Genomic DNA, 23761 nt, shown 5'->3' on the forward strand with positions numbered 1-23761 from the left:
CATCGAAGGATAGGCAGGCATCATGGCGACGATTCACGTGGATGGACAACGCTATACGGTCAATGGAGCCCACAATCTGCTCCAGGCGTGTCTGTCCCTCGGCCTGGATATTCCCTATTTTTGCTGGCACCCGGCCATGGGGAGTGTGGGTGCCTGCCGCCAGTGTGCGGTCAAACAGTATAAGGACAAGGACGACGACAAGGGCATGCTGGTGATGTCCTGCATGACGCCAGCAACTGACCAGACCCGCATTGATATCGACGATGAGGAAGCCAAAGCCTTTCGCGCCAGTGTGGTCGAGTGGCTGATGATCAACCATCCCCACGACTGTCCGGTCTGCGAAGAAGGTGGCCATTGTCACCTGCAGGACATGACGGTGATGACCGGCCACGACCGCCGCCGTTATCGGTTCCGCAAGCGCACGCGCCGGAACCAGTATCTGGGCCCGTTCATTGCCCACGAGATGAACCGGTGCATTACCTGTTACCGCTGCGTGCGCTTCTACAACGACTATGCCGGCGGCACCGATCTGGGCGCCTTTGGTGCCAAGGACAATGTCTATTTCGGCCGCTACGAAGAAGGCATCCTGGAAAGCCCCTTTGCCGGCAACCTGACTGAAGTGTGCCCAACCGGCGTGTTTACCGACCAGAGCCATTCCGAGCGCTACACCCGAAAATGGGACCTGCAGTTTGCCCCTGGTATCTGCCACCAGTGTTCCATGGGCTGCAACATCAGCCCGGGGGAGCGGTACGGAGAGTTGCGCCGTATTGAGAACCGCTACCACGGTGAGGTGAACGGTTATTTCCTCTGTGACCGGGGCCGGTTTGGCTACGGTTACGTCAATCGGGCAGACCGGCCGAGGCTGCCGGAATGTCGGGAATCGTCAGATAATGAGCCAGTCACCCTGGAGGTGGACACCGCACTAGCCCGTATCAGCGACGCCCTGCGCCATTCGCGCCGGGTGATTGGCATCGGCTCACCACGGGCGAGCCTGGAGAGCAACCACCAGTTGCAGGTACTGGTCGGCGCGGAAAATTTCTCCACCGGCATCGAGTCGCGGGAACAGGCCTGCCTTGACCTGATGAACCACCTGCAGCGCCATACCGGTCTACCAACGCCCACGCCCCGGGATATGGAAAATCACGACGCCGTGCTGGTGCTGGGCGAAGACCCGGTACAGAGCGCCGGGCGCCTGGGCCTGAGCCTTCGCCAGGCGGCCCTGGCGCGGCGTGAAGCGCTGGGCGAGACCATTGGTGTACCCGCCTGGAATGCCGAAGCCCTCAAAACCCTGGCTCAGGATCGTTATCACCCTCTGTTTATCGCCTGGCCCACTGCTACGGATCTGGACGATGTGGCTGCGGCTCGTTATGCCTTGAGCCCGGATGACATCGCCCGTCTTGGCTTTGCCGTGGCCCACCGGATCGACCCGGCAGCCCCGCCAGTTGAAGGTCTCTCTGCAGACATGGCCAAAGCCGCTGAAGATATTGCCGCGGCACTGATGGCGGCGGAGCGCCCATTGGTGGTGAGTGGTGGCTCGCTGTGTTCCGAACCGGTGCTGGAAGCCGCCGGAAACGTCGCCCGAGCGCTGTCCCGGCGCGCAAAACGGGGCGGGCTGGCACTGATCCGGCGGGAGGCCAACGGCACGGGCTTATCCCTCATGGGCGGCCAACCACTGGACTGGGCGCTGGAGGAACTGACTAACGGTCATGCGGATGCCGTCGTGGTACTGGAAAACGACCTGTACCAACGACTGCCCCGGCAAACGGTGGACGACGCGCTGGCGCGGGTCGAGATCTGCGTTGTACTCGATCATCAACGTACGGCAACGGCCAACCGGGCGAACTTCCTGCTTTCCGCGGCCAGTTTCGCGGAGGCGGACGGTACGCTGGTCAATCTGGAGGGCCGGGCGCAACGCTTCTTTCAGGTATACGATCCTGGTTACATGCGGCCGGAAAGCCGTATTCATGAAAGTTGGCGCTGGTTGCATGCGCTGGCAGTGAACCTGCAAGGCGAGAAGGCCGGTGATATCACCCTGGATACCGTCATCGCAGCGTGTGTTGAGACTCATCCTGAGCTGGCGGGAATGGAGGAGGCCGCCCCCGGCTCGAACTACCGCATTGATGGGCTTCAGCTAGCGCGGGAGCCCCACCGGTATAGTGGCCGTACCTCCATGCGGGCCGACCAGGACGTCAGCGAACCACGGGTGCCGCAGGACCCGGATTCTGCGTTTGCCTATTCCATGGAGGGCTACAGCGGTTATCACGAACCCCGGCAACAGGTGCCGTTTGCCTGGGCGCCCGGCTGGAACTCGCCTCAGGCCTGGAACAAATTTACCGATGAAGTGGGTGGGCACCTGCGTGGCGGTGACCCCGGCGTGCGCTTGATTCGCCCGGTTCCGGGGCAGGGCCACTATAGCCCGTCGCCCCAAAGCGCCGGAGATGTCGAAACTGCTGAAGACTCGCCCGCTTTACGGGCCCTGATTCTGCCGCGGCTGTTTGGTGGCGAAGAGACGTCCTCATTGGCCGTACCTATTCAGGAGCGTACGCAAACGCCCAGTGTCACCCTGAGCCGAGAAGACGCTGAAAAGTTATCGGTCCGGGGCGGTGACACAGTGATCATTCTTGCGGAAACGCTAGCGGTGGTTCAGCAGGAAGGCTGGCCCAAAGGCTGGATAGGTCTTCCAGCCGGGCTGATTGCCGGACTGCTTCCTGGAGAACCCGTAACGCTGGACCACTCCGCCGGAGGTGAGCCATGAGCTGGTGGACCCCGCAACTGGCTGCCATTGCCTGGGGCATGTTCCAGGCCCTGGTGATCCTGCTCGGCGCGGTACTGCTGGGTGCCGTGATGACGATCGTTGAGCGTCGTCTGCTGGGGCTCTGGCAGGATCGTTACGGGCCCAATCGTGTAGGGCCGTTTGGCACCCTGCAACTGGTGGCGGATATGATCAAGATCTTCTTCAAAGAGGACTGGATACCGCCATTCGCCGACCGGCCGCTATTCGTATTGGCGCCGGTGATTGCCTTTGCATCATTGCTGCTCTCGTTTGTCATTATTCCCATAACCCCCGGTTGGGGCGTGGCAGACATGCACATTGGCCTGCTGTTTTTCCTGGCCATGGCTGGCGTCAACGTATATGCGGTGTTGCTCGGGGGCTGGTCCAGCGGCAACAAATACGCGCTGCTGGGCGCCATGCGGGCCACGGCCCAGACGCTGTCCTACGAAGTGTTCATGGGGTTGTCGCTGATGGGTGTGGTGGCCATGGCCGGGTCATTCAATCTACGGGACATCGTCAATGCCCAGGAGGGTTTCTGGTTCATCATTCCTCAGTTCTTCGGCTTTGCCACCTTCCTGATCGCCGGTATTGCCGTCACTCACCGGCACCCGTTCGACCAGCCTGAGGCGGAACAGGAACTGGCCGACGGTTACCACATTGAATACTCCGGCATGAAGTTCGGCCTGTTTTTCATCGGCGAGTACGTGGGCATGGTGTTGGTGTCGGCGCTGATCGTCACGTTGTTCTTTGGCGGATGGCACGGCCCGTGGCTGCCGCCAATCCTGTGGTTTGCGCTCAAGACCGGTTTCTTTCTGATGCTGTTCATCCTGCTGCGGGCGTCGTTGCCCCGGCCCCGGTATGACCGGGTCATGAGCTTTGGCTGGAAGGTGTGCCTGCCACTCACACTGATTAACTTGCTGGCCACGGGGGCGGTCATGCTCCTGGTGGCCGAATAAGGGAGGACTTATGGACAGAGAAAAGGTCCCGATCATCAAACACATGCTCTGGCTGGTGCCGGCCACCTGGTCGCAATTGCGCACACTGGGCATGGTGTTCATGCACAGCTTCCGCAAGCGGGAGACGGTGAACTACCCGGAGCAGGACGTCTATCTACCGCCTCGGTATCGAGGGCGAATCGTACTGACCCGTGACCCGGACGGAGAGGAGCGTTGCGTGGCCTGCAACCTGTGTGCGGTGGCGTGCCCGGTAGACTGTATTTCCCTGCAGAAGGGCGAGCAGGAAGACGGCCGCTGGTACCCGGAGTTCTTCCGCATCAACTTCTCCCGTTGCATCTTTTGTGGCATGTGCGAGGAAGCCTGTCCCACCTCCGCCATCCAGCTGACGCCGGACTTCGAAATGGGCGAGTACGACCGTCAACAGCTGGTGTATGAAAAAGAGGACCTGCTGATCAACGGCCCCGGCAAGGACCATGACTACCACTTCTACAAAGTGGCGGGTATGGCCATTGGTGGTAAGGACAAGGGCCAGGCCCAGAACGAGGAGGCGCCGGAGGATGTGCGCACGTTGTTGCCATAGTAGTTGCCGTAAAAGCGACCGGAAGCCGGAGGAGGCAACCTGATGGAGCTGGCCTTCTATGTCAGTGGTTTGGTGGCCGTGCTGGCGACCATTGGCGTGGTCACCGGCACCAGTCCGGTTCACGCGGTAGTGTATCTGATCGTGTCGCTGATCGCCGTGGCACTGGTGTTCTTTGCCCTGGGCGCGCCGTTCGCTGGCGCGTTGGAGATCATCGTATACGCCGGGGCGATCATGGTGCTGTTTGTGTTCGTGGTGATGATGCTGAACCTGCGGTCGGATGCGGAGCGGGAACAGTCCTGGCGGAATCCTCGCCATTGGGCAGGGCCATCGTTGCTAACGTTGCTGCTTCTGGGTGCCCTGGCGGCCCTGATCGGTCAGGGCGGCATGGGGCAGATGATCGATGGTGAGCTGCTGACCGCACGTGCCGTGGCCCTGACCCTGTTCGGGCCCTGGCTGATAGTGGTGGAGCTGGCCGCCATTCTCCTGCTGGCGGCCCTGGTAACGGCGTCCCATGTGGGCCGACGCTCAAATCCCCTGCGAAAGCAAACGTCAATGGACAACCGCAACCAGGGAGGCAACTCATGACAGGCATACCGATGGAACACGGGCTGATCCTGGCCGCTATTCTGTTCAGTCTGGGGCTGCTGGGGCTAATGCTGCGCCGCAGTATGTTGTTTGTGCTGATGAGTCTGGAAGTGATGCTGAATTCGGCGGCACTGGCATTTGTGGTGGGAGCGACAGCCTGGAACCAGCCCGATGGGCAGGCTATGTTCCTGTTGGTGATTACCTTGGCGGCGGCGGAAGCCAGTGTTGGGCTGGCGCTGATGATCCAGCTCTACCAGCGGTTCCGCTCCCTGAACCTGGATGCCGTTAGCAGGATGCGTGGATGATGGCGATGGCAGTGATTCTTTCGTTTCTGTTGCCTCTGGCGGGCACGCTGATCCTGGCGTTCAGCGGCGGACGCCTGGGTGCTTTAGGCAGCTCCATTGTGGGCGTGGGCAGTGTGGGACTGGCTGCGTTGGCAACGGGTTTGGTGGTGATGGGACATTCAGGCGGCAATGAAGGTATAACACTTTGGACCTGGATTGCCGTCGGTGATTTCCAGCCTACCATCGGCCTGGCGGTGGATGGCCTGACCCTGGTGATGATGTCGGTGATTACCGGTGTAGGCTTTCTCATCCACCTGTTCGCTGCCTGGTACATGACAGGGGAGGAGGGCATTACCCGCTTCTACGCGTGGATGAACCTGTTTGTGTTCAGCATGATGTTGCTGGTGCTGGGAGACAACCTGCTGCTGTTGTTCCTCGGCTGGGAAGGTGTAGGCCTCTGCAGCTATGGCCTGATTGGTTACTACTACCAGGGCAGTGCCAATGGCTGGGCGGCCTTCAAGGCGTTCGTGGTGACCCGCATTGGCGATGTGTTCCTGGCGCTCGGGCTGTTCCTGATCTTCATGGAGTTGGGCACACTCGATATCCAGCAATTGCTGGCCATGGCACCGCAGCAGTGGCAGGAAGGCAGTACGACCGCGAACCTGGCAGCGTTGTTGGTACTTGGCGGTGCCCTTGGCAAGTCGGCCCAGGTGCCGTTGCATACCTGGTTGCCCGACGCCATGGCGGGCCCTACGCCGGTGTCTGCGCTGATCCACGCGGCCACCATGGTCACGGCGGGCGTGTACCTGATTGCCCGGCTCAATGGCCTGTTCCTGCTGGCTCCGGATGTGCTCCTTCTGGTCGGCGTAATCGGGGCTGTGTCTTTGCTGCTGGCGGCCTTTGCGGCTCTGGCCCAGACCGATATCAAGCGCGTGCTGGCCTATTCCACCATGAGCCAGATTGGCTACATGTTCGTGGCTTTGGGCGTGGGTGCATTTGATGCCGCGATCTTCCATCTTGTGACCCACGCCTTCTTCAAGGCACTGCTATTCCTGTCTGCCGGAGCAGTAATCATCAGTTGCCACCATGAGCAGGACATGCGCCGACTGGGCGGGCTCTGGCGCAAGCTTCCCGTGGCCTATGGTGGCTTCCTCGTGGGAGGTGCTGCACTGGTGGCATTGCCACTGGTTTCGGCCGGCTTTTTCAGCAAGGACGAAATCCTGTGGCAGGCGATGGCAGCTGACCAGGCTGGCCTGCTGATGGTTGGATTGCTGGGTGCGGTGTTAACCGGCATCTACACGGTTCGGCTGATCTTTGGCACCTTCCATGGCGAGCCGGGCAGCGACCACGCCCGCCATCCCGAACCCGGCACCAACCCGCTAACCCATCACCTTCCGTTGATCGTGTTGGCGGTGCTGTCCACCTTTGTTGGGGCCTGGCTCTATCCGGGCCTTGGCGGGCTCTTCCCGGATGCACCCGGAGAAACGGCCGACACCGGGCACACCCTGCTGCAGGTGCTGGCCATGGGCGCCGCTATCGCAGGTTTATTGCTGGCAGCATGGCTGTTCCTGTGGCAAAGGGATTGGCTTGCAGAAAAGGCCGGGCAGGGCATAGGCGCCCGCTTATGGACACTCTGGCACCATGCGTGGGGTTTTGACGCCCTGTTTGACCGGGTGCTGGTGCGGCCCTGGCAGTGGATGGTGAAGGTCTTGAGGGTGGACCTGGTGAACCTGATGATGAATCTGCCCGCGCTTTTGGCACGTGTGCTTAATGCCGGGCTGGTGAAAAGCCAGAACGGTCGTGTGCGTAGCTACGCCTTGGTGATGGTGTTTGGCGCCACGATCATCCTGCTGGCTCTGGCGGTGTTGCCGGGAGGGCTAACATGATCCTTGTGTGGCTGATCCTGATCCCGTTTATGGGTGGCCTATTGTGCTGGCACGCGGATCAGTGGGGCGATCGAGCGCCTCGCTGGATAGCGCTGGCCACTATGTTGTTTGTTCTGGTCATCAGCCTGGTGCTCTGGATAACCGGCGATTTTGCATTGCCGGGTGAGGTCACCAGGCATTGGCTGCTGGAATGGAGAACGTCCTGGATTCCCCGTTTTGGCATTGAAATTCACCTGGCAATGGACGGCCTGTCGCTGATCCTGGTGGCGTTGACCGGTTTCCTCGGCGCACTGGCCGTGCTCTGTTCCTGGCACGAGATTGACCACCGTGTGGGTTTTTTTCACCTCAACCTGCTGTTCATCCTCGGTGGTGTTGTGGGTGTATTCCTGGCGCTGGACCTGTTCCTGTTTTTCCTGTTCTGGGAAATGATGCTGGTGCCGATGTACTTCCTGATTGCGCTCTGGGGGCACAGCGGCTCGGCGGGGCAGACCCGGATTCGCGCCGCTACCCGATTCTTTATCTACACCCAGGCAAGTGGCCTGCTGATGCTGGTGGCGATACTCTCGCTGGTGTTTGTGCATTATTCGAACACCGGCGAACTGTCCTTCAGCTACGACACTTTGCTGGGCACCGACGTTCCCGATGCGCTGGCGCCATGGCTTATGTTGGGCTTTTTCGTTGCGTTTGCCGTGAAGCTGCCGGTGGTGCCGTTCCACGGCTGGCTGCCGGATGCCCACGCCCAGGCGCCGACCGCCGGCAGTGTCGACCTGGCCGGTATCCTGCTGAAAACCGCCGCCTACGGCATTCTGCGGTTTGCGCTGCCCCTGTTCCCGGAAGAGTCTCAGGCGTTTGCGCCTGTCGCCATGACACTGGGGCTGGTGGGCATTATCTATGGTGCCGTACTGGCTTGTGGCCAGCAGGATATCAAGCGCCTGATCGCCTATACCAGTATCTCCCACATGGGCTTCGTACTGATTGCCTTGTATTCCGGCTCGGAATTGGCGATTCAGGGGGCGATCATCCTCATGGTGGCCCACGCGTTCTCCAGTGCCGGGCTGTTTATTCTCAGCGGCCAGTTGTACGAGCGTATCCACACCCGTGATATGCGGATCATGGGGGGCTTGTGGGGGCGTATACCGGTGCTGCCCGGGTTTACCCTGTGTTTTGTCGCGGCATCATTGGGTATGCCTGCCACCGCCAACTTCGTAGGTGAATTCATGGTGTTGTTTGGCACCTTCCCCAGCGCACCGGTCGTCGTGGTGATCGCCAGCGTCGGGCTGGTGCTGGCGGCGATCTACTCCCTGCTGCTGATGCAGCGGGTGCATTATGGTCCGGAATACCGCCAGGGCGCCCTGAGAGGGCCGGACGCGAGAGAATACGGCATGATGCTGGCGCTGCTTGTGCTGACGGTGATGGTGGGGCTTTATCCTCAACCAATACTCGACATTACCGCGCCGATAGCGGGCCCGGCTGCCGAACTGTTTCAGCAGGTCGGGGCAGAACTGGCTAGCCGCGCAGGAGAGGTGAACTGATGCTGACCCTGTCTAATCTGGTTGCACTCATACCACTGATTGTCGTCGGTGCCACCGCTGTGATCGTCATGCTTGGCGTAGCCTGGCAGCGGAACCATGGCGCCACGGCGCTGGTTTCGGCCGTCGGGCTGCTTTTGGCTCTGGCTTGCGTGCCTGTGGCTTCGACGGCAATGTCATCACCGCCTCTGATGTCTATGGATGGGCTGGCAATAATGGGCAGCGTGCTGGTGCTATTGTGCGCGCTGGTCACGGTGGCCCTGAGTCATCATTACCTGACCGGTTATATTGGCCCCAAGGAAGAGTTCTACCTGCTACTTCTGTGTGCGGTGACCGGGGCACTGGGGCTGGTCGCCAGCGACCACCTGGCGACTCTGTTCATCAGTCTGGAACTGTTGTCGATGCCCCTTTACGGCATGTTGGCCTATAGCTTTCGGGCAGAACGATCCCTGGAAGCCGGTATCAAGTATCTGGTTCTGTCTGCTGCGGCTACTGCGTTTCTGTTGTTTGGCATGGCGTTGATCTATGCCCGCACCGGGCATCTGGACCTGGCGGGCCTGGCGACGGGGCTGGCAAACACCACCGATGCATGGACGCTGGCTGGGGCTGTGCTGATGCTGGTGGGGCTTGGCTTCAAGCTCTCCATCGTTCCCTTTCATCTCTGGACGCCGGACGTCTACCAGGGCGGGCCCGCGCCGGCCACCATTTTCCTGGCCACGGTCAGCAAGCTCGCGGTGTTCGTGTTGTTGCTGCGTCTGGTGACCGTTGCGCCGGTGTTCAACAGTGACTGGTTGAACACACTGGTAACGCTGTTGGCCCTGCTTACCATGTTGGGGGGCAACCTGTTGGCGTTGTTCCAATCCAACCTGAAACGTCTGCTTGGCTATTCCTCCATTGCCCATTTCGGCTACCTGATGGTGGCCATCGTTGCCGGTGGCGCGCTGGCGGTAGAAACCGTGGGGGTCTATCTGATTACTTATCTGGTCACCACCCTGGCGGCTTTCGGTGTGGTCACCCAGCTGTCCAGCCCGTTCAGTGGTGAGGACGCCGCCGGGCTGCATTACTATCGTGGCCTGTTCTGGCGTCGGCCCTGGCTGGCGGCGGTGATGACAGTGAGCTTCCTGTCGCTGGCAGGTATTCCGCTAACCGCCGGCTTTATTGGCAAGTTCTATGTGCTGGCCCTTGGCGTTGCCGACAGCCGCTGGTGGCTGGTGGGCGGTATCGTGGCAGGCAGCGCCATCGGCCTGTTTTATTACCTGCGGGTGATGGTCACCCTCTACCTGCCTGAACCCGGCATGCGCCGGATGGATGCCACCAACGACTGGGGCAGCCGTATTGGCGGGCTTACGCTGCTGGTTGTTGCCGTATTGATCCTGGTTCTAGGCATTTATCCCTCGCCGATGATTCAGTGGGTGGCCGGACTATCTAAGGCCGCCTAGGGCCGCGTTCTGACCTGTGGCGTTTGCCGAATCAGTTATCGTTGATCACTTCGTGCTCGAAACGCCCAAGAACCACCATGATGATCAGCGCTAGTGCGGTGACCATGCCGGCCAGTGCGAGGTTGCCGATGCCGCACGCAACGCCAACCGCTCCCGCTGTCCAGATGGATGCACCGGTGGTGATACCCTGGATATTGCCGCGGCTCTGTATGATGCTGCCGGCGCCAAGAAAACCGATGCCGCCAATAACACCCTCAACGATCCGTGTGGGATCGATTCGTGCGGAAGGGTCGCCTTCAGCCGTGGCGAACAGGATGTGAATGCCCATCATAATGAAGGCCGAAGCCCCCAACGACACCAGCATATGGGAGCGCAGGCCTGCGGCTTTGCCTCTCAATTCCCTTTCCAATCCCAGTAACAGTGCCAGCCCGGCTGCGGCCAGTAGCCGGTACAACATATCCATCAGGGGAATTTCGCTGTCGAACATGGTGTGTCTCCTTTGTTGTTATTGAGTGATGAACAAGCCAACGGGATGTTTATTTTCCGAGCAGCTCACCTACCGGGCGTAAATTGACGACATGGTCGCACAGTGATTTGACGATCATCAGGATTGGAGTGGCAACCACGAGCCCTACGGGCCCCCAGAGCCACCCCCAGAACAGCAGGCCGATAAAAATGGCCACAGCATTGAGGCTTGAAATATGGCTGGTAAGCCACGGCGTCAGCAGATAGCCCTGAATACTGGTGATGGCCAGAGACGTACTAGCGACGATGATCGACATTTCCAATTCGCCAAACTGGATAAAGGCAGCCGCCCCCGTACCGATGAGCACAAGGAATGGCCCCAGATAGGGGATGGCACTGGCGACACCGGCCAGCACGCCCCAAAAGCCGGCTTGCTCAACCCCTAATGCCAGAAACGCCAGCCAGGTAAGCACGCCTACAAACACCGCACCTGCGAACATCACAAACAGAAACTGCCGTACGCTGCGATGGAACTCGTTCATGATTCGGGCAGCTTTGCGCATACGCGAGAAGGATGGCCCGGAGATCTTGACGATCTTGCGTCTGTACAGCGAGCCAATGGCGAGCATGAAATACACCAGCAACAACGCGGAGAAACATTGGGAGATCAGTACCAGCGCTGCTGGGGAGCCTTGAAGCACGTAGTCTTTGATTTCGAGTGGTTCGTCCACTACGCGCACCGGCGTTGCAGCAGATCGGGATGCGTCTCCGTTGTCCTGATCCGGACTGGCCGTTGCTTGAATTTTCTTCGCAGCGGATTGCGCTTTTTCCATCATGCTTTCCCCGTCCTTGGGGCGGTTTGCTTCATTCTGCTGAAACTGCTCGATCGCTACCGGTATCTTGTCCAGCATAGCCATCGCTTCCTGCTTCAGGGGGATGCTTGCTCCGGCGACGATCGAGATCAATAGAATCAGCACTACAGCCGCGGCCAGCGGGCGGGGTACTTTCAATCGGTTGATGGTGGCGACGAGGGGCTCAAGGGCGTAACTGATTAACACGGCCACCACTAGTGGCAAAAGGACAGCCTGGGCCCAGTCTATGAAGTACAGTGTTGCGATACTTGTGAGTGTGATAAGCGACATGCTGCGCATATTGATGGCGTCAATCAGCGCCTGACTGTTGTCAGAGTTGTGTTCTGCTCCCGGCTCGTCACGCTTAGTCTTGTCGCCGATCTCCATGGGGCATTGCCTCCGTGTTCAACCTCAAGGGTGTTTGAGAAGTAAGTCTACAGATTCGAACTATTCAGTACCTTTATGACACCGACAGCGATAACGGATCCAACCGGTAAAATCGGCGTAGTGCCTCGTAGACTTCCGGTTGTTCCGCTTTCAGATGTTCCGGCTGCTGGTAAAAGGCTTCCGTCAGCACTGCAAAAAATTCGGCGGGCTCGGTCGCGCCGTATGGGTCTAGCCAAGGCTTCTGGTGATGTTGAAGCGACTGCCTCAAATGGTCATAGGCCCGAGTCATGGTGTCCTGCCAATGGCGTGCCTGTTCCCCGCTAAGCGGCGGGGCACCATCAGCGGTGCCATCCAGGTAGTCTAGTTGATGGGCAAATTCATGAAGAATCACGTTGTGGTGCCCATCAGGATTGACCGCCCCTTCCTCGCATTGTGTCCAGGCCAGAACGACCTGGCCATGGCTGGAGGCTTCGCCAGCGCGAATCTCGTTGCTCTCGCTCACCACCAGACCATCATGCTCAATATCCCTGACACGATAGGCGTCCGGATAGACCAGAATGCTACTGATGTCGTCGAAATCGGAATAGTCGCGGTTCATGATGAGCACGCAGGCATGCCCCGCGATGGTCAAGCGTACCGTGTCGTCCACCTCGAACCCGTCGCAGCCGTAAAAGGATTTTTCCGTCAGAAACAGCTGCACATGTTGTTCCAGTTGCCGCTTGAGCTTTGCCGGCAACGTATTGAACAGAGGCACCTGGGACTCGAGCATCGCACGCCAGTGCTCCGGGAAGGGGGACTGAAGTTGTCTCTCGCGGCGCCAGTTGCGATAGAAGAACAGATAGAAAACCGAGGCGGCAATCACGGACAGCGCGCAGAGAGTGTAGATCAGCATTGGCAAGATTCCGGGCTCGTGTGATGACTTGACATTTTAGTTCAGTTTGCTAATTAATTAGATGTTGGGTAGCGACACTCCCACATCTTAATCGAATTCTGATGCCGTTCATCATAGGGGGTTGTAGGGCGGTCGTCAGGGAGCTTTTCGCTACTTCCTATCAGTAGTGGCCACCAGGTTGTTCCGTGGCATGGAAGCACAAAGGAATCTGCTCCATGTATATCGTAACCAATCGAACCGTCGATGAAAGCAAACACACTGAGAGCGAGGCTTTTGGCAGTAAACCCATCGAAGGCCCCAACGAGTTGCGGCTGGCGGAAGCATCCCGACGGCGAAACCGCTGGCATATCGATATCCTGCCTGACCAGATCACGCCGAAAATGGCGAAAAGTGTTGACCTCAATCCTGACACTATCTACCCCGCCAGCGCCTACGTGGCCCGGAAGCTGATCGAGAAATCCGGCCACGGCGCTGGTGCGCGCACAAACGGCAGGAACCTGCTGTTGTTTGTCCATGGCTTCAACAACGATATGACCGACGTGCTTGACCGAGCCGAAAGGCTGGAGCAGAACTATGGTGTTGAAGTCATTGTATTCAGTTGGCCCGCCAATGGTGGAGGGTTGCACGGAGTGCTCAGCTATAAGAGCGACAAGCGGGACGCCCTTGCCTCGGTAGGTGCATTCAACCGCGTGTTGGAGAAACTGGCAGCCCTGGTGAGTGAATTTCATGCCCAGTACGTGATGGAACTGGAGGCGCGGGCAGAAGCCCGATTTACGGACAACGCCGCCGCGTGGGATCGCTACTTTGCGAAGGAAGTCGAAAAACACTGCCCGTTCACGGTGAATCTGATGTTGCACAGCATGGGGAACTATCTCTACAAGCATTTGCTGGGGAGTTCAGTGTACAGCGGAGATCGGCTGCTGTTCGATAACGTTGTAATGGTGGCCGCGGACACCAACAATGAAAGCCACGCTGAATGGGTGGACCGAATTCCCTACCGCAATCGGCTCTATATCACCATCAACGAAAACGACGGCGCTTTGAAGGCCTCACGTTTGAAAATGGGCGAACAGCAAAAAGCCAGGCTTGGGCATTACATACGCCGGCTGGACTCGCGGGTAGCGACCTATATGGATTTTACCGGCCAGCCTCATGTGGGGGATTCGCATGCCTACTTTGAGGAAGCGCCATTAAAGAACGCGAAAGTACAGGATTTCTTCAAAGCGTCGTTGAATGGAAAGGTGGCGGAAAAGCCTACCCGTTTTGATCCGTCAAGGAACGTTCATCGGTTGTAGATCTTGGGGGTAATCCTCACCGGAGTAACTTTGTGACAGCGACCTGGTTATCTGGTCGTCAGTGCTGACAGCAGGTCGTAGGCGCTCCAGACCCTCGGAGTCTTCTCGCGCTCATGCATCAATTGCACGAGTCTGCGGTTGACTGGTGCATCCATCCCCAGCTTTTCGGCGAGTTTCACTACTTCGCCGTTGATCCAGTCAATTTCTGTCGGTCGCCCGGCCTGGAGGTCTTCCCACATGGAGGAGCGGGCGACGGGATCAATGGTGAGCATCCGTTTGGCCAACCGGGTAAACAGCCAATCCGGCAGCGACATCACTGATGGAATCAGATGGGTAGGCAGGCCTGTGAGCTTTACCGTTGGTATGCCTGCCACTTTAAGGAGTTGCAACGTCTCTCGCTGGGCCATCGCCAGGCAGCGGCGATAGTCCCGTTGTGAGAGTTCTTCCAACAGCGGAACGCCAGAAAGGGCGTTTACCGGGTTGTTCAGATTGAGTAGCAGCTTGGACCACATGACCGACTCGATATCGCGCCGTAGTTCCAGGGGGAGCCCGGCGTGTTCAAACCAGGGCAGGGCCGGTTGCAGTGACGGGTGCCGGTCGGCCATCAGGTGGCCCTCGGTGCCTTGATGGAAATGCCCCGGCTTCTGTTGCAGCACGTTGAACGGAACCATCCCGGCCAATACGTTGGCGTTAGGCATCGCGGCCTGGAGATGTTCTGCGTTGGAGATTCCGTTTTGCAGGCTGACCACCGGTATGCCATGCCTCACCCAGGGGGCGAGCTGTTTACCGGCCTCTGATGTGGCTGCGGACTTGACTGTTACCAGCACGAGATCTGCATTGCCCGCCGCCTCGGCAGAGGTCACATACTGATGGTCGGCCAGTTGGCTGTGGAAACGAAAACCCTCATAGTCGGTGACCGTCAGTGGGGTGGTTCGAAGGCGTTCCTGCGTGGTCTTTCGGCCTACCATGACCACGTTAACGCCGGAAGATAGCAGCCTGCCGCCTAGATAACAGCCGATACTGCCGGCGCCAAATATAACGACCTTGAAAGAGTTCTGCGTCACGGGCTTTGCCTTATTGTTTTCCTGAATAGTGGAAGGGCTGCCCGCGAGAGTCAACTGCCAGGGCTAGGGCAAAAAAGACGCCGAAGCCCCGTTTCGATGATTTTGTCTCAGATACGCTTCGGGTTCTGCACAGTGCCAGTCAGCCAGTGTGGCTGGACAGCTCGAAGGGTCAGATAAGCAAGTGGGGCAACTACGCCGAGCAATGGGGTGGCGATCAGGAAGGGAGCAAAGCTTCTGAAATGCCCACCTCGGGCCACGTGATCGCGGAACAGAAAGTACATCAGCAACAGCAGGGCGATGCCCAGGTCCAAGACGACCTGCAGCGATTCCTTTTCCGTGAACAGGCTGAGGAACCATTGCCAGAAATCCTTATCCGAGGTGGCCAGCACCCACAGTGTGAAGCCGGTGAAAAGTACGAAAGCCAGTGGGACGATGCGAGTCAGTATCATGGCAATATGGTTCCGTGTAGGGGGTGTAAAAATTGGTTATGCTTTCGACAAAGATCATGCGCCTGTAGCGATACCGGCGCACTTCCCGATTAGGTAAAGGCCAGGCAACATGACCACCAACGAAACGTCAATTTCCCGGGGTGGCGTACACAGCGCATTTGGCCACAAGCTGCGTTGTTGGCGCCGCCACCGGGGCATGAGCCAGCTGGATCTGGCGCTGGAGGCGGATATATCGCCCCGCCATCTGTCCTTTATTGAAATCGGCCGTTCCCGCCCGAAGCGGAACTTGATACTGAAGCTGGCGGGAACCCTTGAGGTTCCCTTGCGTGAGCGCAATGAAATGTTGATGGCTGCCGGGTTGCCGGCGGCCTATTTCGAGGAGGACTATGACAGCAAGGAACTGGCGGTCTACCGCAAGGCCATTCACGAGCTGATCAACAATCATCAGCCATATCCCGCTTTGGTGCTCAATCGCTGGGGTGATGTGGTGGATGGCAACGCGACCGCGTTCCTGATGTTTCCTGAGTTCAAAGCAGACCCGCCGGCCAACCTCTACCGGGAGTACCTGTCCTCAACGAAATGGAAAGAGTTGGTGGTAAATTGGGACGAGGTGGCTTGGGCGGCCTATGAACACCTGGTCAGTGATGCTTCACGCTACCAAGGCGACGAGCGCATGCAGGCGCTTATTCAGGAAGTCCAGGACCTGTTGCGGCACACCCCCAGGCCGGAATTGATGCCGGGCAGCCCGTCGATCCATACGCGCCTGAACATGGGGGGAGAAATTCTGGAAACCACCACAATGATTGCGCACTTCGGGCCCGCCAACGACGTGTTTCTCTCGGAGTTACGAGTCGAGATGATCTTTCCCGCCAATGAAAGCGCCCGGCGGTTTTTTTCACAGTTCGCGGGTTGAACCCTGCAATGGTGAGTCCGTATAACGGACCTTTACGCAAATAACAGGAGGATTTCATGCCTGAACAAAGAACCGTTGTGATTACCGGCGCCAATCGCGGCATCGGCCTTGAGTTGGCTCGTCACTACGCGGTAGAAGGTTGTGACGTGATTGGTGTTTGCCGGGAAGCATCCCCCGAGCTCAAGGAAGTGGCGACTCGAGTTATTGAATCCGTGGACGTCACCACGGCGAGCGGCCTTCAGACTTTGATTGATGGGTTGAAGGGCCAGTCGATCGATCTGCTGATCAACAACGCCGGTCTGCTGCAGGATGAAAAACTGGGCAGCATCGATTTCGATTCCATCCGTACCCAGATGGAAATCAACGCCTATGCGCCGCTGCGGGTGTCGGAAGCACTCATGTCCCAGATACAGCAAGGCGGCAAGATTGCCAACATCACCAGCCGGATGGGCTCCATCGCGGATAACGACTCCGGCGGCCGCTATGGCTATCGTGCGTCCAAGGCGGCGCTGAACGCCTTTGGCAAGTCCTTGGCGATGGATCTCAAACCCAAAGGCATTGCGGTGGCCCAGCTCCATCCCGGTTATGTACAAACTCGCATGGTGAACTTCGGCGGACTGATTACCCCCGAGGAATCAGCAAAGGGGTTGGCTGCAAGAATCGAGGGCCTGAACCTGGAAAACACGGGTTCCTTTTGGCACAGCAATGGTGAGGAATTGCCCTGGTAAGGACTTATTGGAGAGACATCCAAAACGAAAAAAGGCAGCCGAAGCTGCCTTTTTCAAACGTGCTGGCTGTTATTTAAACAGCAACAACGTTCTCTGCCTGAGGACCTTTCTGGCCGTCAGTTACAGTGAACTCAACCTGCTGGCCTTCTGCCAGGGTCTTGAATCCACCGCCTTGAATAGCGCTGTAGTGAACGAATACGTCCGGGCCGCTTTCACGAGTGATGAAACCAAAGCCTTTTGCTTCGTTGAAAAACTTAACAGTACCGGTAGTAGTAGACATAATGATAATCCTGAGATCGATAATTTAATGTGCTGATAGACCATCCGAAAGGACGACTGATCAGCGTTGTGCGGAAACAAAAAACGCGCGGAATCAAAAACAGGACGGAAAACTACCAGTAACAACGGTGATACGTCTTATTCGTGAAATGCTGTGCTAAATCTTTCCTACGAAGCGCACTTTACTCCTATGTCCCCGGAATTGCCAAGTTTATTTGTAGGCATTTACCGATGCGATCCAAAATCAAAACAACTACTCTGAGAGCCATAGGCCCGTTATTTGAGAAATTTCTATTTGGAACGAGGGTGAACTCATGAAATACATCTTCGAGGTTCGCATACGAGAAGGGCACACGGCAGAGGAATACGCCGATGCCTGGGTTCGCGCTAGCGAGATTATCCAGCAGGCGCCGGGTGCGCGTGGAACGGAGCTGCACCAGAAAATTGGTGACCCGAATGTGTTGATTGCCATCGCCAGTTGGGACAGTAAAGAGGCAAGGGACGCGATGGAAGGACAGCATAACCCGGAAGTGGCCCGCATTATCCGCAGTGCTGCGCCATTCTGTGATATCACCCCTCTCGGTGAGTTTGAAGACCCAGAGTGGGTGGTGGTGCCCGCTGGCAAGCGGAGTACCTGAAGAATCATGGCTGCAAGGCGCCCGCAGATTTCCTCCAGGGCCGCACTGGTATTCCAGGGCGGGATCGGTGTGCTGGGCCTGGTGGCAATCCTGCTGTTTGGTATTCCGGTCCAGAACGACGGGCTGGCAGTAGGCGCTGCGGTTCTCTGGGGACTGGCTGGAAGCGTGGCGACCTACGGCGTTATCGTGACGCTGAACTGGTTGCCCGGATTGCTGCGGCAATCCCTGGAATCCCAGATTGAGTTATTACACCGGTTTGCACGGGATTATTCCTGGCCAATTCTGGTGACCCTCTCCGTGCTGGCCGGCGTGGGGGAAGAGTTACTGTTCCGTGGTGCCATACAGGGCTGGCTGGCACAGCATCTTGACCAGAGCCTGGCTATCATGACGGCCTCGCTGCTGTTCGGGCTGGTGCACTATCTTTCTTTCACCTATTTCATGCTTGCAACCGGACTGGGGCTTGTTCTGGGAGCAACCTATGCCGTGACCGACAGCCTGTTGCTGGTGATGGTCTGGCATGGTGCTTACGACATGCTGGCACTGTACTGCCTGCGCCGATTTCCACAATGGTTCGGGGTTCGCAGTGAGTAATCCGAAAACACGTCGCCTGTTCTTTGGGCTGGAGGTTCCGGAAACCATTAAGCGTCGGTTGTTGTCGGTTCAGAAACCCGTGGCCGGAGCACGTTGGCAGCGTCCGGAACAGCTGCATCTGACCCTGTTGTTCCTTGGTAGTGTGGACAACCAGTGGTTGCCCGATGTCTGTGAGGCCGCCCTGAACCTTCCGGTTGGTGAATTTGATCTGACGGTCTGCGGCCTGGATTGCTTTGGTCAACCGGACTTTCCCAAGAACCTATGGGCCGGCGTGCAGCCGGTGGATAAACTTGCTGAGCTTCATGAGGTGCTAAGCCAGAGGCTCGCTTTATTCGGTTTCGAGCAGGAGGAACGCCGGTTTTGCCCACACATTACGCTGTCCCGTTTCAAGAGGGAGCGCGGGTCGGTCGCTGAACTGCTTGATACCCATAAGTGGCAACATGCGGGTACATTTTTAGCGTGTGAGATTGCGCTGTTCGAGAGCACCTCCGATACTCATGGGTCTGTCTATCACATCGTCGAAAGATTTCCCTTGGCCAAGGCAGAGAGGGATTAAATAGCCCTCAAAGGAGAAAATCCCGTAACATTCTGCCGTTAAGACAATACAAGGGGAGCCGAATGTTCTACTACGAAGCCGAACCAAGATTCAGCGATACCGATGCGCTCGGTCATATCAACAACACTGTCTACCCCGTCTGGTTCGAGCAGGCAAGAACCCCGATTTTCCGTATCTTCCATCCGTCCCTGGAGCCAAAAGGCTGGCCCTTGATCCTCGCCAGGATGGAAATCGACCTCAAAGCTCAGTGTTACTGGGCCTCGCCCGTGGAAGTCCGCTCCGGCATCGGCAAGATTGGCAATTCCTCTTTCGAAGTCATCCAGGAAGCTCGTCAAAACGACGTTGTGGTGGCGCGCGGCGTGACAGTGCTGATTCACTTCGATTATGAGACTCAAGCATCCGTTCCCATCCCAGAGGCAATTCGTGGCCAGCTCGCCAGGCATTCCTTCGAGGAATAGGGGATACAGAATCAGGAGATGTTGTGGAAACCGTTAACAAAAAAGAAGTGGAGCGGATTTTTTCATCCGCTCCGTTTATTGCTGACCTGGGCCTGGAGTTGGTTGCCATTGAGGCGGGTGAATGCCGCACCCGGCTGGCGCTCGAAAACAGGCACCTGCAACAGGATGGCTTTGTCCATTTCGGGGTTCAGGCCACCGTTGCTGATCACACGGCGGGGGCGGCGGGGGCCTCCATGGCTATGCCTGGGCAGATGGTGCTAACGTCCGATTTTTCACTGAAGTTGTTGAGGTCAGCCAGCGGTACGCATATCGAGTGTGTTGCCACGGTGCTTAAGGCGGGTGCGTCCCTGACCGTGGTAGAGTCAGAAGTATTCTGCGGAACGGTCGGTGACCTGCGGCTTGTTTCCAAAGCAACAGTGACATTAGCCGTTGTCAGTCCTCGCGGGACTCCCGAAAGGTAACTTGCGAATACCCCGAGCTGACTTTAAATGATGTGAGGTGGCGTGCAGTGAAAGATGTCTTTCGAAAGATTTTTTGGCCCATTCTCTTTTACTTTGAGAAGGGCGGAAGTGACGAGGGGTATCGCCCTTCCCACCGAAAAATACTGCTGGTGGTGGGCTTCCTGTTCCTGGTTTTGTCAACAGTGTCGCTGTTTTTCTCTATCTTTGCAGAAACCTTCAGTGCCCTTCTTCCCATCGTGCTGTTCTTCGTGATCAGCCTGGTCTGTTTTGTGGTGGGACTGCTCGGCAGCGACAGCGCTGTGGCCAGGATCTGGGGCACCCGATAGGCCATGAAACCTGCCATTCCACCGGAAAACTTTATCGACTTGCTGCTGGACGCCGTCTGCGTGGTGGATCGCGATGGCTACGTTCGCTACGTCAGCGCAGCCAGTGAGCGGGTGTTCGGTTATCTGCCCGAGGAAATGGTTGGACGTCGAATTCTGGGGTTTGTCCACCCGGAGGACCTGGAGAAAACGCGCAAGGCCGTCAAAGAAATCCTGCGGGGAGAGCTGAAGCCTTACTTCGAAAACCGGTACATCCGCAAGGATGGCTCGACGGCCTATATCATGTGGTCTGCCCGTTGGTCTGAGGAGGAACAGATCCGCGTGGCGGTTGCGCGTGATGTGACTCAGCGCAAACGGGCAGAAGCCATGCAGGCGGCCATGTACGCCATATCGGACGCAGCGAACAGTTCGGAGAGCCTGCCAGCCATGTTCCGACGAATTCATCAGGTGGTGGATGGCCTGATGTCGGCACCTGCTTTCATGGTGGCGCTTGAGGACCCGCAGGGCGGAGCGCTGTACTTTCCCTACAACGCCGACCGTCATGAGACGGGAACTCCGGGTTTCTCGCTGGATATTGGTTCTTTGTGCGAACACGTCATCCATTCCGCCTGTGCCATGTTGCTGATGCCGGGAAGCAACGTTGCGCCCCCGCCGCAGGCGAGCGATGCCACGCACGTTGAGATAGACCACCACTGGCTGGGTGTGCCGCTGAGATCCTCCCAGGGCGTGTTCGGGGCGATTGCCGTACAAAGGCATTCAAATGGTGCGTGTTACACGGACGAAGACAGAGAACTGTTGGAGTTTGTCGGCATACAAGTTGCCGCTGCGGTGGAGCGTAAGCAAATGCAATCGCAGTTGGAGCATATGGCCAGATACGACCAACTGACGGAATTGCCGAACCGCAGCCTGGTCCTGGACCGGATTCACACAGCCCTGGCGCGTGCAGCCAGGGAAACCGGTTTTCTGGCGATACTGTACCTTGATCTTGATGATTTCAAGCAGGTCAACGATACCTACGGACACACCGTTGGAGACCAGGTCCTGCAGGAAATGGCTCGCCGGTTGGTGCAGGGTGTTCGGGCAGCCGACACGGTAGGTCGGCTCGGCGGCGATGAGTTCATCGTGTTGCTTGATGGGATTGAGCAACCAAGCGATGCGGCCGGCGTTGCTGAAAAATTACGGACAACTCTCAGTGAACCCTATGAGTTATCCATGGCAACTCTGACATTGACTCCGAGTATTGGTGTGGCTGTCTATCCCGAACACGGCGACAGTCATGAAGCGCTGATTCGATATGCGGACAGCGCCATGTATCAGATGAAAAAAGGGAGACCTGACCCGGTTTCCTGAACGTATTCTCGTTACTCCCCCGCTCGTTTCCTCGCCTCGAAGTTTTCGAGCTCAACGTTGATGGCATTGGTCGAAATCACGATTTCGTACAGCGAGTACAACAATGATACCGATAGCAATATCAGACTGATGCCGAAGGCGATGGCCCCAGCGAGCTGGGCCCCCACAAACAGAACAAACATGGACATGGTGCAGACAAAAAAGCTGAGTACGCCGTATGCCTGCATCCGTTTAGTTAGCACAATGCGTTTGCGCAACATACTGATCTGCCGGGAGATCAGGGCGTGGTCTTCTTCCGTATCCATCTGTTTGAGTTGACGGATTAATTGGGCAAGTACGAGAAAGCGGTTGGTGTAAGCCAGCAGTAACAGTGAAATGGCGGGAAACAGAAGGGCAGGGGTGGTCAGTGTCAACGTCGACTCCTTGATCTGGACGAGTCAGACCAATATAGCAGGCTTTATCGAGCAGGTGGTGGTTACTGTAGCCCCAGCTCATGCTTGACGCGTTGGGAGGACGTCCAGGATTCATCACTGCGGTGTTGACGTTTTTGGTTGTGCCAGTGTCGTATTGGTTCAACCTGATAACTGAAAACAGGGTCACATTAGAGCTATCAACAACCCGGTAGGGGGAGATAGCAATGGCCGTTAAATTTGAGCAAGCACTTCTGGATTATCCACAGCAACGGGCGGGTGCCGCCCGCCAGCCTGACACTGTTGACCAGTCTGACCGTCGCGTTCCCATAAACCTTCGCCAGTCCGGCCCCACGCCGGTGGAGATGTTGATCTCCACTCGTGTGCGCAAGTCGCCCTATTGGCACCTGGCGTACGAAGCCGGTTGCTGGCGGGCGACCGTTTACAACCGCATGTATCACCCTCGGGGCTATGTCCGTCCGGAAGACGGCGGCGCCATGGTGGAATACGAGTCGCTGATTCATGACGTCACCATGTGGAATGTCGCCGTTGAGCGCCAGATTCAGGTCAAGGGTCCGGACGCGGAACGCTTCGTGAACTATGTGATCACTCGCGATGCCACCAAGATAAAACCCATGCGTGGCAAGTACGTCATCCTGTGCAATGAAGAGGGCGGTATTCTGAATGACCCGGTTCTGCTTCGTGTTGCCGAGGATGAATTCTGGTTCTCCCTTTCCGATAGCGATCTGGAGTTCTGGCTGCGGGGCGTCAACATCGGCATGGGATTCAACGTCAGCATTGCGGAAATCGATGTGGCTCCAGTCCAGATTCAGGGACCCAAGTCCGAAGCGCTTATGGCGGACCTTTTCGGTGAAAAGGTGAAAGACATTCCCTACTACGGGCTGATGGAAGGCCAGGTTGCCGGCCATGATGTGATTGTTTCCCAAACCGGTTTTACCGGTGAGAAGGGTTATGAGATTTACCTCAAGGAAGCCACCAAATACGCAGAAGACCTCTGGTACACAGTGCTTGCGGCCGGTGAGGCCCACAACCTGAGGGTAATTGCGCCGGCGCACCATCGGCGTATTGCTGCCGGAATTCTGTCCTGGGGCCAGGATGTTGACCAGGAAACGCTACCGTTCCAGTGCAATCTGGCGTATCAGGTGCCTCGCAACAAGGACGCGGATTACATCGGTAAGCAGAAGCTCGAAAAAGTCCGCGAGCAGCTGGATGCAGGCAGGCCGCCATTCAGCCACATCATGGTGGGTATTCGTTTTGGCGGTGGCCAGGTGACGGACTATGCCAACGATTTCTGGCTGGTGAGCGGACCGGATGGCGGCGAGCCGGAGGGCTATGTGACCTCGCCCTGGTACTCACCCGAGCTGGAAACCAACATCGCACTGGCCTATGTGCCGTTTGATCTGCGCGCCGTTGGCACCCGACTGACGGTCCATCTGCCGGTGGAATACGCCGCCGCGGATGGTTCAACGGCTGTTGAGGCGGAAGTGGTGGAAGTGCCCTTCCGGCCATCGGTGAACCCCAACGCTCGCGAGCGGGCGAGAGCGAAGGGTATCGACTTCGCTGACTAGCGTAACGGCAGGTTGGGCGGCTGGCGTCGC

At 57.7% G+C, this 23761-nt stretch carries 26 protein-coding genes; 19 read left to right on the plus strand and 7 right to left on the minus strand.

Going from position 1 to position 23761, the window contains the following annotated elements:
* Nucleotides 1–22 precede the first annotated feature (22 nt).
* The 8 genes from nuoG to nuoN are packed head-to-tail and all read left to right on the plus strand — an operon-like array spanning nucleotide 23 to nucleotide 10032.
* The gene (gene nuoG / locus AC0B60_RS01270) at nucleotides 23–2755 is read left to right on the plus strand and encodes an NADH-quinone oxidoreductase subunit NuoG (RefSeq protein ID WP_465083412.1); all 2733 of its coding nucleotides are present in this window, start codon (nucleotides 23–25) and stop codon (nucleotides 2753–2755) included.
* A complete protein-coding gene (gene nuoH, locus AC0B60_RS01275; protein ID WP_465083414.1) occupies nucleotides 2752–3729 on the plus strand; it encodes an NADH-quinone oxidoreductase subunit NuoH in 978 nt (325 codons plus the stop codon). The genes nuoG and nuoH overlap by 4 nt, the downstream gene beginning before the upstream one ends.
* Nucleotides 3730–3760: 31 nt before the next feature.
* Complete coding sequence (gene nuoI / locus AC0B60_RS01280) at nucleotides 3761–4309, plus strand: NADH-quinone oxidoreductase subunit NuoI (protein WP_465083927.1); 549 nt, start codon at nucleotides 3761–3763, stop codon at nucleotides 4307–4309.
* A gap of 42 nt (nucleotides 4310–4351) precedes the next feature.
* Nucleotides 4352–4894, plus strand: coding sequence for an NADH-quinone oxidoreductase subunit J (gene nuoJ / locus AC0B60_RS01285; RefSeq protein WP_465083415.1), 543 nt, complete (start codon nucleotides 4352–4354; stop codon nucleotides 4892–4894).
* Complete coding sequence (nuoK, locus tag AC0B60_RS01290; protein ID WP_007151973.1) at nucleotides 4891–5199, plus strand: NADH-quinone oxidoreductase subunit NuoK; 309 nt, start codon at nucleotides 4891–4893, stop codon at nucleotides 5197–5199. Before nuoJ ends, nuoK begins: the two co-directional genes overlap by 4 nt.
* On the plus strand, nucleotides 5196–7064 hold the full coding sequence (gene nuoL / locus AC0B60_RS01295) for an NADH-quinone oxidoreductase subunit L (RefSeq protein WP_465083417.1): 1869 nt from the start codon (nucleotides 5196–5198) through the stop codon (nucleotides 7062–7064). The genes nuoK and nuoL overlap by 4 nt, the downstream gene beginning before the upstream one ends.
* The gene (gene nuoM, locus AC0B60_RS01300; protein ID WP_465083419.1) at nucleotides 7061–8596 is read left to right on the plus strand and encodes an NADH-quinone oxidoreductase subunit M; all 1536 of its coding nucleotides are present in this window, start codon (nucleotides 7061–7063) and stop codon (nucleotides 8594–8596) included. The genes nuoL and nuoM overlap by 4 nt, the downstream gene beginning before the upstream one ends.
* Nucleotides 8596–10032 carry an NADH-quinone oxidoreductase subunit NuoN gene (gene nuoN, locus AC0B60_RS01305; protein ID WP_465083421.1) on the plus strand — a complete coding sequence of 479 codons (1437 nt, stop codon included), beginning with the start codon at nucleotides 8596–8598 and terminating at the stop codon, nucleotides 10030–10032. The genes nuoM and nuoN overlap by 1 nt, the downstream gene beginning before the upstream one ends.
* A gap of 31 nt (nucleotides 10033–10063) precedes the next feature.
* Here nuoN and AC0B60_RS01310 read toward each other — a convergent pair whose 3' ends face one another.
* The 3 genes from AC0B60_RS01310 to AC0B60_RS01320 all read right to left on the minus strand — a co-directional run bounded on the left by AC0B60_RS01310 (nucleotide 10064) and on the right by AC0B60_RS01320 (nucleotide 12627).
* Nucleotides 10064–10519: an MgtC/SapB family protein gene (locus AC0B60_RS01310; RefSeq protein WP_465083422.1), complete on the minus strand. Its 456-nt coding sequence runs from the start codon at nucleotides 10517–10519 to the stop codon at nucleotides 10064–10066.
* Between the two features lie 49 nt (nucleotides 10520–10568).
* Nucleotides 10569–11735, minus strand: coding sequence for an AI-2E family transporter (locus AC0B60_RS01315; RefSeq protein WP_465083423.1), 1167 nt, complete (start codon nucleotides 11733–11735; stop codon nucleotides 10569–10571).
* Nucleotides 11736–11808: 73 nt separating this feature from the next.
* Nucleotides 11809–12627, minus strand: a complete 819-nt coding sequence (locus tag AC0B60_RS01320; RefSeq protein ID WP_465083425.1) for a M90 family metallopeptidase — start codon at nucleotides 12625–12627, stop codon at nucleotides 11809–11811.
* Between the two features lie 215 nt (nucleotides 12628–12842).
* Between AC0B60_RS01320 and AC0B60_RS01325 the strand changes: the two genes are divergently transcribed.
* The gene (locus tag AC0B60_RS01325) at nucleotides 12843–13922 is read left to right on the plus strand and encodes an alpha/beta hydrolase (protein ID WP_465083426.1); all 1080 of its coding nucleotides are present in this window, start codon (nucleotides 12843–12845) and stop codon (nucleotides 13920–13922) included.
* 47 nt (nucleotides 13923–13969) lie between these two features.
* Here AC0B60_RS01325 and AC0B60_RS01330 read toward each other — a convergent pair whose 3' ends face one another.
* Together AC0B60_RS01330 and AC0B60_RS01335 are read right to left on the minus strand one after the other, a co-directional pair.
* On the minus strand, nucleotides 13970–14986 hold the full coding sequence (locus AC0B60_RS01330; RefSeq protein ID WP_465083427.1) for a 2-dehydropantoate 2-reductase: 1017 nt from the start codon (nucleotides 14984–14986) through the stop codon (nucleotides 13970–13972).
* Nucleotides 14987–15093: 107 nt separating this feature from the next.
* The gene (locus AC0B60_RS01335; protein ID WP_465083429.1) at nucleotides 15094–15435 is read right to left on the minus strand and encodes a hypothetical protein; all 342 of its coding nucleotides are present in this window, start codon (nucleotides 15433–15435) and stop codon (nucleotides 15094–15096) included.
* Between the two features lie 109 nt (nucleotides 15436–15544).
* Between AC0B60_RS01335 and AC0B60_RS01340 the strand changes: the two genes are divergently transcribed.
* On the plus strand, nucleotides 15545–16348 hold the full coding sequence (locus tag AC0B60_RS01340) for a helix-turn-helix domain-containing protein (protein ID WP_465083431.1): 804 nt from the start codon (nucleotides 15545–15547) through the stop codon (nucleotides 16346–16348).
* Between the two features lie 56 nt (nucleotides 16349–16404).
* Complete coding sequence (locus AC0B60_RS01345) at nucleotides 16405–17076, plus strand: SDR family oxidoreductase (RefSeq protein ID WP_465083432.1); 672 nt, start codon at nucleotides 16405–16407, stop codon at nucleotides 17074–17076.
* A 73-nt stretch (nucleotides 17077–17149) separates the two neighbouring features.
* Here the strand turns inward: AC0B60_RS01345 and AC0B60_RS01350 are convergent, their stop codons facing one another.
* The gene (locus AC0B60_RS01350) at nucleotides 17150–17356 is read right to left on the minus strand and encodes a cold-shock protein (protein ID WP_007151952.1); all 207 of its coding nucleotides are present in this window, start codon (nucleotides 17354–17356) and stop codon (nucleotides 17150–17152) included.
* Nucleotides 17357–17669: 313 nt separating this feature from the next.
* Here AC0B60_RS01350 and AC0B60_RS01355 point away from each other — a divergent pair, with 313 nt between their 5' ends.
* The 7 genes from AC0B60_RS01355 (at nucleotide 17670) to AC0B60_RS01385 (ending at nucleotide 21732) form a co-directional block, all read left to right on the plus strand.
* A complete protein-coding gene (locus AC0B60_RS01355; RefSeq protein WP_465083433.1) occupies nucleotides 17670–17993 on the plus strand; it encodes an antibiotic biosynthesis monooxygenase family protein in 324 nt (107 codons plus the stop codon).
* Between the two features lie 6 nt (nucleotides 17994–17999).
* On the plus strand, nucleotides 18000–18584 hold the full coding sequence (locus AC0B60_RS01360) for a lysostaphin resistance A-like protein (protein WP_465083434.1): 585 nt from the start codon (nucleotides 18000–18002) through the stop codon (nucleotides 18582–18584).
* Nucleotides 18577–19140: an RNA 2',3'-cyclic phosphodiesterase gene (gene thpR, locus AC0B60_RS01365; RefSeq protein WP_465083436.1), complete on the plus strand. Its 564-nt coding sequence runs from the start codon at nucleotides 18577–18579 to the stop codon at nucleotides 19138–19140. The genes AC0B60_RS01360 and thpR overlap by 8 nt, the downstream gene beginning before the upstream one ends.
* 62 nt (nucleotides 19141–19202) lie before the next feature.
* Complete coding sequence (locus tag AC0B60_RS01370) at nucleotides 19203–19598, plus strand: acyl-CoA thioesterase (RefSeq protein WP_465083438.1); 396 nt, start codon at nucleotides 19203–19205, stop codon at nucleotides 19596–19598.
* Between the two features lie 23 nt (nucleotides 19599–19621).
* Complete coding sequence (locus AC0B60_RS01375; protein ID WP_465083439.1) at nucleotides 19622–20059, plus strand: PaaI family thioesterase; 438 nt, start codon at nucleotides 19622–19624, stop codon at nucleotides 20057–20059.
* A 47-nt stretch (nucleotides 20060–20106) separates the two neighbouring features.
* The gene (locus AC0B60_RS01380) at nucleotides 20107–20385 is read left to right on the plus strand and encodes a hypothetical protein (protein ID WP_465083440.1); all 279 of its coding nucleotides are present in this window, start codon (nucleotides 20107–20109) and stop codon (nucleotides 20383–20385) included.
* Nucleotides 20386–20388: 3 nt separating this feature from the next.
* A complete protein-coding gene (locus AC0B60_RS01385) occupies nucleotides 20389–21732 on the plus strand; it encodes a diguanylate cyclase domain-containing protein (RefSeq protein ID WP_465083442.1) in 1344 nt (447 codons plus the stop codon).
* Between the two features lie 11 nt (nucleotides 21733–21743).
* Here AC0B60_RS01385 and AC0B60_RS01390 read toward each other — a convergent pair whose 3' ends face one another.
* Entirely contained in the window at nucleotides 21744–22145 is a 402-nt protein-coding gene (locus tag AC0B60_RS01390) for a DUF2721 domain-containing protein (RefSeq protein ID WP_465083443.1), read from the minus strand.
* 224 nt (nucleotides 22146–22369) lie between these two features.
* Here AC0B60_RS01390 and AC0B60_RS01395 point away from each other — a divergent pair, with 224 nt between their 5' ends.
* On the plus strand, nucleotides 22370–23731 hold the full coding sequence (locus tag AC0B60_RS01395; protein ID WP_465083445.1) for a glycine cleavage T C-terminal barrel domain-containing protein: 1362 nt from the start codon (nucleotides 22370–22372) through the stop codon (nucleotides 23729–23731).
* Nucleotides 23732–23761: the final 30 nt, after the last annotated feature.

It is taken from the genome of Marinobacter sp. V34 (genome assembly GCF_055524115.1).

Bases quoted from the DNA above. Each gene is read 5' to 3' on its own strand.
- nuoG (WP_465083412.1), top strand. From the start codon at position 23: ATGGCGACGATTCACGTGGATGGACAACGCTATACGGTCAATGGAGCC.
- nuoH (WP_465083414.1), top strand. From the start codon at position 2,752: ATGAGCTGGTGGACCCCGCAACTGGCTGCCATTGCCTGGGGCATGTTC.
- nuoJ (WP_465083415.1), top strand. From the start codon at position 4,352: ATGGAGCTGGCCTTCTATGTCAGTGGTTTGGTGGCCGTGCTGGCGACC.
- nuoK (WP_007151973.1), top strand. From the start codon at position 4,891: ATGACAGGCATACCGATGGAACACGGGCTGATCCTGGCCGCTATTCTG.
- nuoL (WP_465083417.1), top strand. From the start codon at position 5,196: ATGATGGCGATGGCAGTGATTCTTTCGTTTCTGTTGCCTCTGGCGGGC.
- nuoM (WP_465083419.1), top strand. From the start codon at position 7,061: ATGATCCTTGTGTGGCTGATCCTGATCCCGTTTATGGGTGGCCTATTG.
- nuoN (WP_465083421.1), top strand. From the start codon at position 8,596: ATGCTGACCCTGTCTAATCTGGTTGCACTCATACCACTGATTGTCGTC.
- AC0B60_RS01310 (WP_465083422.1), bottom strand. From the start codon at position 10,519: ATGTTCGACAGCGAAATTCCCCTGATGGATATGTTGTACCGGCTACTG.
- AC0B60_RS01315 (WP_465083423.1), bottom strand. From the start codon at position 11,735: ATGGAGATCGGCGACAAGACTAAGCGTGACGAGCCGGGAGCAGAACAC.
- AC0B60_RS01320 (WP_465083425.1), bottom strand. From the start codon at position 12,627: ATGCTGATCTACACTCTCTGCGCGCTGTCCGTGATTGCCGCCTCGGTT.
- AC0B60_RS01325 (WP_465083426.1), top strand. From the start codon at position 12,843: ATGTATATCGTAACCAATCGAACCGTCGATGAAAGCAAACACACTGAG.
- AC0B60_RS01335 (WP_465083429.1), bottom strand. From the start codon at position 15,435: ATGATACTGACTCGCATCGTCCCACTGGCTTTCGTACTTTTCACCGGC.
- AC0B60_RS01340 (WP_465083431.1), top strand. From the start codon at position 15,545: ATGACCACCAACGAAACGTCAATTTCCCGGGGTGGCGTACACAGCGCA.
- AC0B60_RS01345 (WP_465083432.1), top strand. From the start codon at position 16,405: ATGCCTGAACAAAGAACCGTTGTGATTACCGGCGCCAATCGCGGCATC.
- AC0B60_RS01350 (WP_007151952.1), bottom strand. From the start codon at position 17,356: ATGTCTACTACTACCGGTACTGTTAAGTTTTTCAACGAAGCAAAAGGC.
- AC0B60_RS01355 (WP_465083433.1), top strand. From the start codon at position 17,670: ATGAAATACATCTTCGAGGTTCGCATACGAGAAGGGCACACGGCAGAG.
- AC0B60_RS01360 (WP_465083434.1), top strand. From the start codon at position 18,000: ATGGCTGCAAGGCGCCCGCAGATTTCCTCCAGGGCCGCACTGGTATTC.
- AC0B60_RS01370 (WP_465083438.1), top strand. From the start codon at position 19,203: ATGTTCTACTACGAAGCCGAACCAAGATTCAGCGATACCGATGCGCTC.
- AC0B60_RS01385 (WP_465083442.1), top strand. From the start codon at position 20,389: ATGAAACCTGCCATTCCACCGGAAAACTTTATCGACTTGCTGCTGGAC.
- AC0B60_RS01395 (WP_465083445.1), top strand. From the start codon at position 22,370: ATGGCCGTTAAATTTGAGCAAGCACTTCTGGATTATCCACAGCAACGG.